The sequence below is a fragment of the Chthonomonas sp. genome, from assembly GCF_035294165.1.
GTDB lineage: Bacteria > Armatimonadota > Chthonomonadetes > Chthonomonadales > Chthonomonadaceae > Chthonomonas.
The window spans coordinates 1-7,982 of the sequence record NZ_DATGLN010000054.1; the positions used below are offsets into that span (position 1 = coordinate 1).

The following is a 7,982-nucleotide window of genomic DNA, read 5'->3' on the forward strand; positions in this document are numbered from 1 at the left end:
GGACTTTCATGGACGGGTAAGCCCGGCCATGGCCGTGCAGATGGAGGAGGCCATGCGTCCCTATCATCCGCTTTTCATCGAGGAGCCTGTTTTACCGGAAAATGTGGATGCTTTAGCTCGTGTGGCCGCGCAATGTAAGACCCCGATTGCTACCGGCAAGCGGCTTTTCACGCGCTGGGGCTTTCGGGAGGTATTGGAGAAAGGGGCCGCTACCGTATTGCAGCCTGATCCCTGCATTTGTGGGGGCATTTGGGAGACACGTCAGATCGGGAGTATGGCGGAGGTCTACTATGCCGCCCTGGCGCCGCATAATCCCTACGGCCCGCTTAATCTGGCGGCGAGCCTGCAGGTAGATGCTTGCACCCCTAACTTTCTGGTGCAGGAGTTCGTAGACCCCATCGGGTTAGGGGCGGGTGTGTTGAAGCAGCCTTTTACCGTGGAGAACGGCTATATCGCCTTGCCTCAAGCCCCCGGTTTGGGCGTAGAGCCGGACGAGGAGTGGTTACGGGCGCATCCTCTCAAACCAAAGCCGGACCCAGGCCGGTGGTTTCATGAAGACGATGGCTCAATGGCCGACTGGTAGTTAAAACTTTCGGCCACGGTTCGCTTTCAGGATGGGTCGGAGGTGGGCGAGTCGGCGGATTGAGAGGATGTTTCTAATTCGCGGGCGAGGCCGTCGGCTAGGTGTCGCCATTGGCTGTGCGGATAGCGCTGGTGAAACAGGGCAATGAGCTGTCGCGCCTCCTCGTGGTGGTGGAGATAGCGGGCACAAAGGGCTGCAGCTTTCAGCAAGGCCGTCTCCGCTTCGGGGCTATGAAGGCTCTCCTGGGCTACCTGGCGAAAAAGCGTTAAAGCCTCTGTAAGGTGCGCTCCCTCCTCGAGGGCGCAGGCCAGGAAATACTGTTGAGCCGGAGATAAGGCTACCTGTGTAATGTGATGAGATTGCATTTCTAAGTAAAGCTTCACGGCCATGGAGCGCATTCTCATCTTCAGGTAGATGTCGAGCGCGGTGTTGAAATGAATAGCGGCCTGTTCCTGGTCGCCCATAATCTCCCAGGCGCGGGCCAGCTCGGCGTGAGCGTTCGCATCATCGGGGTGTTTTTGGAGCACGGCCTCCCAGCGAGGGATGGCCGCACCGGGGCGATTCTGCTCCAGCGCCTGTGCCGCATCTCTAGTGAGATAAGCCATCTGAGCCTTTTGAGGAAGACGCAGCAAATAGGCCGCCGTAAGACCGGTTACAAAACCGCCGATATGTGCCCAATGGGCCACGCCATAGGCGGTATCTCCCACCCAAAGCCGCCACAAGCCGCTGCCTATTTCCCCAGCCAGAAAGATCGCCACCACCAGCACGACATGGGGGCGGATGGGCAAAAGGGCGAAGGAGATGCGCGCACGGTAATAGCGAATGGCGTAGGCGCCAACTAGCCCTGCACAGGCTGCAGAAGCTCCGATGATGGGCACATAGGCGACTTCGGGGGGGAGAAGGGTGAGAATAATGAGGCACTGTAGCCAGCCTCCGATAGCGCCGGATAAAAGGTAGAGGGCTAGAAGTTTGCCCCCCCCAATGGCGCTCTCCACACCTGTGCCGAACACCCATAAAAAGAAGAGATTAAGGAGGAGATGCGCCGGGTCGGCATGTAGGAAGGAGTAGGTTAGAAGGTTCCAAAGATGAAGACGGGCAGGCACAAGCCCATAGTGATAAAGCAGCGTGTTCACATTCCATTGCCAAAAATGCGCGCCAAGGAGGAGACTTAGGGTAATTAGCCCTTGAAAACTGGCAAGTGCCAAGGTCATCCACGGTCTTTTTTCGGTCGGTTGGTCGGTAGCATAAGGTAGAAACATTCATTCTCCTCACAAAAGACGATACGCCTGTTTTACCCTTTATTTCAGCGTTTATCATTATGACTTCTCGCGGGCGTTAAGGCTCAGGGTTGTGGCTCGGAGGGTGGTTTTGGCAGATAGGTTTTGCGATCGGCGAGTTGTCTTTTCGTGAAAGCGTAGCTACCCGAAACTGGGTTGTCGGCTTCCTGTGTAGGCGTGTCGTCTTCTGGATAGACGGCGCGCGGGCAGTAGTATTTTGGGGCGTCGTCGGCTGGGGCGTCGCTAGGGCGCACATAGGTCGCTTTTTGGGCATCCGCCTGATCGTGGAGACGGGTGACATAGTTAAAAGTGTAATAAAGTGGATTTTGTAGAAACATTTTGCGCTCGTCCTTTCGTTTCCAAAAAGAGAAAAGCTGTTTCCAAGAGAAGCGACAAGGAGCTTTGGCGCAACCACAATAGGGACAGATTCGCTCGAATCGGTAAGTGTATGGAATAGGATGAGCGCAATGCGGGCAGTAGTCGTTCATCGTGGAGCCTCCTTATCCGTAGTATTTGAGAAACTCACAGAGATAGGTAATAACAAAACCTACAAACAGCCACTTACCTATAGTTCGTTGGTAGAGGATGGCGTAATAGGCGTTTCCCTTTCTAAGAGCCCGATAGACGATGAAAACGGAGAGCAACGGCAGTGTGAGGTTGATTTTGTCGGGCACAAGCGTGAAGAACGTGGAGATGGTAGCGAAGAGCATGAGCAGGACAGCGCAAAAGAAGGAAAGGAAGAAGGGGTTGCGCAGGCGGAAACGCAGCGGGCAGCCGCAGTAAGGGCAGAAGCCTACCTGTTCATCCCGAATAAAAACCCGATTTTGACAACCTCTACAAAGAGGGTTTGAAAGCGGGGTATACGTTTGTTGTTCAACTGTTGTGTTGCTTGGCATCTTCCTCCTCCTGAACGGTTCGAGATGATTTTATCAAGGGAATTCGCTTCGTGTGCACAAGGCTCGCCAGGGCTGAGTAAACTATGGACGCCGGCGACGCTATTTCTCGTCGGGTTTTGGGCTATTCGGATTTCCTTCGGGTGGGGCATTATAATTAACATTGTAAAAGTAGAAATTGTATATAACATTTTGCTGATAAAACGTGTTTGATTGCCTAGAGGGCGTTGACGGAGGCACAATATGTATTGATGAGGGAGCATTGCCAGCAGAGGTGTGCTTCTTTTGGGACGGTGCCGGCGAATTTTGGGGGTGGCTAGGGCGATGAGGGCTGCGTTTCTGTTGGGCGTAAGCCAGACCGGTAGCCATTAGCAAGACGGCCGTGATACCCGCGATTGGAAGATACGGTTCAAGGTCTTCTGTATATATTGAAGAGGCAGCGTTTACCACAGCATAGTAGGCATGATGAAGGCCCTGGTAGGAGGGCGCTTTGGGATCGGTGAGGGGCGGGCAGTAGAATTGCCCCGCCGGAATGGAGGTGGCTGGGCGTGGGTGCGTAATCCAGTGTACACAGCGTTGACCCGTTCGAACCATGCCACCCATAATGAAAGCCGGAATGTTATGCCGTTGCTGTAGCAGAGCGTTGAACCAATCACTGCGAACCAACAAGATGACGAGAAATGTGAGAGTGAACATCGAAAGAACCCATTTGATCAAAGAGGCGGCAGAGACCTCGTCGGACGCGCTCGAGGGATTCGGTTGTTGTGCCATATTCACCTTCCTTTCTGGAGTTTAAACCGCAGGCCATCTCTAGATAGATAACTGCTAATCCACCCGTGAGAAGCGGAAAAAGCACGGTACATTTTAGAATCTGTCTGCACTTGTGGCAAGTAAGAAGCAACTTATGCGCAGTCCTGCTATGGGACTAGCTTTCAATGATGTGATTGAAGCAGCTTCAACGCGTAGTGGCCGGCATCGAGGAGAGCCGTCTCTTTGCCTCGAGCATACCACGCCTGCCAATCCGTGTCTATGGTTCGGCGCTTTCTTTGGGCGATGTTCTCGCTCCTTGCCCTCTGTTTGGTTGGGGCAAGAACCAGGCCGGTGATATCTTGATGATGTTTGAGCGCCCCCCAGAGCCGAGCGGCCTCGAGATCGTCGTTTGGTGGCAAACAAAGAGCGGCCGTTGCCAACGCTTCGACGAGAAGAATGGCATTAGGCGCTAGAGTTAGCAGGGTCAACGCTTCTTGGAGAGGAGGGATGACGGCGATAAACTCCGCTTTAGTGCTGTACAAGAGATTCGCTTTTAAGACGTAAAACATAGGAAGGAGCGCCCTCTCCTCAGAGCGACATGCCAACCGGATGGCCTCCTCAAGATAAGCTTGTGCCGTATCCATTTGGGCTTGTTCAAGTGCGATAGCGCTAAGTTCATAGAGGGCATAGGCGATGGCACGTGTCTCTTGCGTTTGGCGCACAATGGTTAGGCTTTGTTGGCAAAGTGCGTGGGCCTCTTCGAAATTTTGCTGGAGGCGAGCTAATCTGCCGAGATTAAGCAGGATGAAGGCGATGCCTCCCACATCTTCCCATTTTTGAAAATGCTCCAAAGCTTCTTGTTGCAACTCGGCAGCTTCCTTGTAGTTTCCGAGATGTAGCTCCACGATGCCCAGGTTGCCCAAAGCATAGCCTAACACCCTATCGCCGAGTTCCCGAAGTTTATGAGCGCTTTGTTGCAAATAGGTTCTCGCCGCCTGAAGATCACCTCGTTCTAGCGCCACAATGCCCATCATGCCCAAAACACCGCAGGCCCTATCCTGTGTGCCTATCAAACCATGGACGTCCCAAGCTTGCTGCAGCAATGTCCATGCTTTTGTGAGATCGCCGTTTACCCAGGCAATCTGTGCGCATTGACGCAGCGCTGAAGCGAGATAGGCTTTGTTGCCTAGTTGTTCAAAGAGAACACAGCACTCTTCCAAACAGGTACGCGCTGTGGCATAATCTCCCGCATCGAACGAGAGCCAACCAAGTCCGTTAAGCGCCTTTGCATAGGCCAGGTCGCGTTGCGGGTAGCTGGCTAGCGCCTTCGATAGCCAGTTGCAGCCTTCCGTATAGGCACCGCGTACCATCCAATAGGGGACGATCCCCTCTGCAAAGATCGCGGCTTTCTCCGGTTCCTTCGCAAAACCCCATTCTAAAGCGGCTCGCAAATTGGCTTCGTTTGTTTTTAGATAGGACAACCACTCTCGCTTGTGCAGCTCGCTTTCGCCCTGTTGCCCGGAGAGTGCCTTTTGAAGGAAGAAGTGATAATGGAGGTTACCAAGCTCATGTCTCTCCTCATCCGTTAGGTAACGTGCCGCGTACTCTCGAATCACCTCCAGCATACGGTAGCGGGTCTCTCCCTCCTGTTCTACCTCTATAAGCGAGTCGGTGCGAAGCGTTTCCAGTGCCTGCAGCGTCTCCAAAAGGTTCCCATCGGTGTAACAGACCTTACTGGCGGCCTCAGCGTCCCAACCTCCTCGAAAAACCGACAGGTTCGTGAAGAGCTTCCGTAGACGTATAGGGAGAAGTTGATAACTCGTGTCGAGAACCTTTTGAAGGGAACCCTGGCGATCTCCTTTTTCAAGAGAGGAGGTATCTACCGCCCAATCGAGGCGATGGGTAAAGTGGTCTCGCATTTGGGAGGGAGAGAGCATTCTGGCGTGACTACTGACCAGCTCGATAGCGAGGGGGTGTCCCTCAAGCCATTGGCAAATCCAGGCCACGTCGTTGCAGTTACGCTCATTCAATAGAAATTTACGATTGTGGCTTTGCAATCTATCTATAAACATGCCTACGCTTGGCGATTGGAGCAGTTCTTCGAGAGACATCTCCTGCTTGGGGGTAGGCAATGGCTGCAGCCAATATTCACGCCCACCACGAATGCCAAGGCTCTTTCGAGAGGTCACAAGGCAGCAGAGGTGGGGTAGCCGTTCCAGGAGATGCTGCAGAATGGCGGCCGCTTCGGGCAATAGGTGTTCGACGTTGTCGAAAATTAGCAGGCAGTCCGCTCTTTCTGCCAAGGCCTCAATAAGGTGTCTAATAGGCTCTCGGTGGCGCTTTTGAGAGATATCCAAAGCTTCCAGAACGGTCTGCCCGATGAGCGTTGGGTTGGAGAGGCTAGCAAAGGGGATGAACCAGACACCCCCACCGAAACAGTCTTGTACCCTCTCGGCTACCTCGATGGAGAGGCGCGTTTTTCCGATCCCGCCCGTTCCAAGCAGGCTAATAAGCCGATACTGATGGGGGCTTGGGACAAGGTGCTTTTGGAGCCACTCGAGTTCCTCCTCTCTTCCAAAAAATCGTGTGAGGCGTGGAGGGATATGTTGTCTAAGTGGAGAGGGCTTGGGTACTTCGGTTGTGATCAGTATTGGGAAAACGTTCGGAGCGGGCTGCTTCTTGCCACCTCGGTGCCCGAGTTGCTCTTGGAGTTGCTGGGCGAGCGCTTTTACCTTTGATGAAGGGGAGATGCCCAACTCTCGGCGCAGGAGGTCTTCGAGTTGCTGATAGTGGCGCAGCGCCGTGGAAGGTTGGGCGGCCAGGCTGTAGAGCTGAATCAACTCGTAGTGGGTCTCTTCGTCCAAAGGCTCTAGATAGAGGGCTTTATGGGCATACTCGATGGCCTGCTGGAAGTCCCCTATCTGTTTTAATGCGGTGGTCAGTTTACGCAAGCTGTTATAATAGAGTTCGGAAAGATACTGCCGTTGCGCAAGCACCCACTCCTCGTCATTGCCCGGCAACAGCTCTCCTTTGTAGAGAGCGACCGCCTCTCGTAGAGAAGCCACACGTTCTTGCTCGTTCGGGGCATTATCGGCCTGTTTAATTTGATAGAGCATATCGAGCACATCGGCGGTAAAGGCATGAGGATGAAGGAGCACACTGAGACGGTTGGTCTGCAGGATAAGCCCGCGTTTGATGTTTGGAGGTTCGAGATGATAGCGCAAGGACGTTAACATGACACGCAGCCGATTTTGGGCGACCTCCGGTTCCTCTTCCGGCCAGAGGAGCCCAAGAAGCTCTTCACGTGGGACGGAGTGAGGGCTATGCAGAATGAGATAAGCCAATAGCGCTCCCATCTTGCGGGTAGGTTGTTGAAAGTGCGTTTTATTATCCAGATAGGCCCTTAATCCACCCAATAGCTCGATACGCCAAGCTTGGTTCATCATTGCATCTGCTCCATTGAAGTTGGAAACGTTCGGCTACAACAACTCCGGTACAGAGGCTTTCCTAAAAAGCAAACAGACACTCTAGTTATATTATATCAAATTTACTCGGTTGTTGAGACAAAAGAAACGAGATAGAAAAAATGCCCTGCTTCGCTGGGCCATAGGGCGAAGCAGGGCAAAGCAAAAGCGTTATAGAGTTTTAAGCAAGAGGGCCTCGTAATGTTAGGGGATGTTCACTCGAAATGAGCCTCCGAAACTGCCTTGCGTGTAGGTGCCTGCGACGCGTAACAGACCCTTTCCTGAGACTACGGAAGCAGGAAAGGTGAGATTTACCGTGATGCTGCTTCCTGAGGGAAGGTCGCCGATGGCCCCTGTTCCGGCAGTGGCCATAACGGTGTTTTTGCTGCTATCGGTGAGCTTGGCGGAGGCCAAATTAAGGTTGCCGGCGGTGGCTCCTCCTGAGTTGACAAACGTGAGTTGGACGATCACGTTGTTGTTTTGGTCGCGCGTGGCCGAGGTGAGATGGATTTGTAGTTGGGGCTGCCCTATGAGAAAAATGAGCGGTGAGGTCGTTGTCCCAAGAGTACCGTCAGTCACTTGAACCGTGGCCGAACCGGTGCTGGCAAGCAAAGATGCCGGAACGGTGGCCTGAAGTTGCTGAGAGTTGATCTGTTTTGTAGAGAGCCCTTGGCCGTTCCATAGCACCTGCGCGAATTGCGTAAAGCCCGATCCTTCTACGGTTAAGGTGAGATCGGAAGAGCCGGCTGCAGCGCCATTTGGGCTGAGGGCTAGCATCTTCGGGCCATAGCGGAAGACCACACCCGTGCCGTTGCTACCACCTCCATTGGTTGTGCCATAGAGGTCGCCGTCGGGACCAAGGGTGAGACCGCCAACAGGGCCGCCTCCGTTATCGGTGGTAGGTCCAAAGTCGAAGGAGTGAATTACGAAGAAGCCGTTGCCGAAGGTAGGCATTGCATAGAGCACCCCTCCGCCGTTGGATGGCGACCCACCATTTTGACAGGTGCCATAGATG

General features: G+C 53.7%; 7 protein-coding genes. 1 reads left to right on the plus strand and 6 read right to left on the minus strand.

Annotated features, from left to right (window positions below; translation table 11 throughout):
• A partial coding sequence (locus VKV29_RS02190) for an enolase C-terminal domain-like protein (protein ID WP_324199659.1) occupies positions 1-583 on the plus strand: 583 nt, incomplete at its 5' end.
• Between the two features lie 26 nt (positions 584-609).
• Here VKV29_RS02190 and VKV29_RS02195 read toward each other — a convergent pair.
• The 6 genes from VKV29_RS02195 to VKV29_RS02220 form a co-directional block, all read right to left on the minus strand.
• Positions 610-1,842, minus strand: coding sequence for a rhomboid family intramembrane serine protease (locus tag VKV29_RS02195; protein WP_324199660.1), 1,233 nt, complete (start codon positions 1,840-1,842; stop codon positions 610-612).
• Positions 1,843-1,925: 83 nt separating this feature from the next.
• A complete protein-coding gene (locus tag VKV29_RS02200; RefSeq protein ID WP_324199661.1) occupies positions 1,926-2,348 on the minus strand; it encodes a hypothetical protein in 423 nt (140 codons plus the stop codon).
• Positions 2,349-2,360: 12 nt separating this feature from the next.
• Positions 2,361-2,756 (minus strand): hypothetical protein, encoded by a 396-nt coding sequence (locus tag VKV29_RS02205; RefSeq protein ID WP_324199662.1) that lies wholly within the window; start codon positions 2,754-2,756, stop codon positions 2,361-2,363.
• Positions 2,757-2,855: 99 nt separating this feature from the next.
• On the minus strand, positions 2,856-3,524 hold the full coding sequence (locus VKV29_RS02210; protein ID WP_324199663.1) for a hypothetical protein: 669 nt from the start codon (positions 3,522-3,524) through the stop codon (positions 2,856-2,858).
• Between the two features lie 161 nt (positions 3,525-3,685).
• On the minus strand, positions 3,686-6,949 hold the full coding sequence (locus VKV29_RS02215; RefSeq protein WP_324199664.1) for an AfsR/SARP family transcriptional regulator: 3,264 nt from the start codon (positions 6,947-6,949) through the stop codon (positions 3,686-3,688).
• 222 nt (positions 6,950-7,171) lie between these two features.
• Positions 7,172-7,982 (minus strand): choice-of-anchor tandem repeat GloVer-containing protein (locus VKV29_RS02220; protein ID WP_324199665.1); only part of this gene is annotated, 811 nt, incomplete at its 5' end.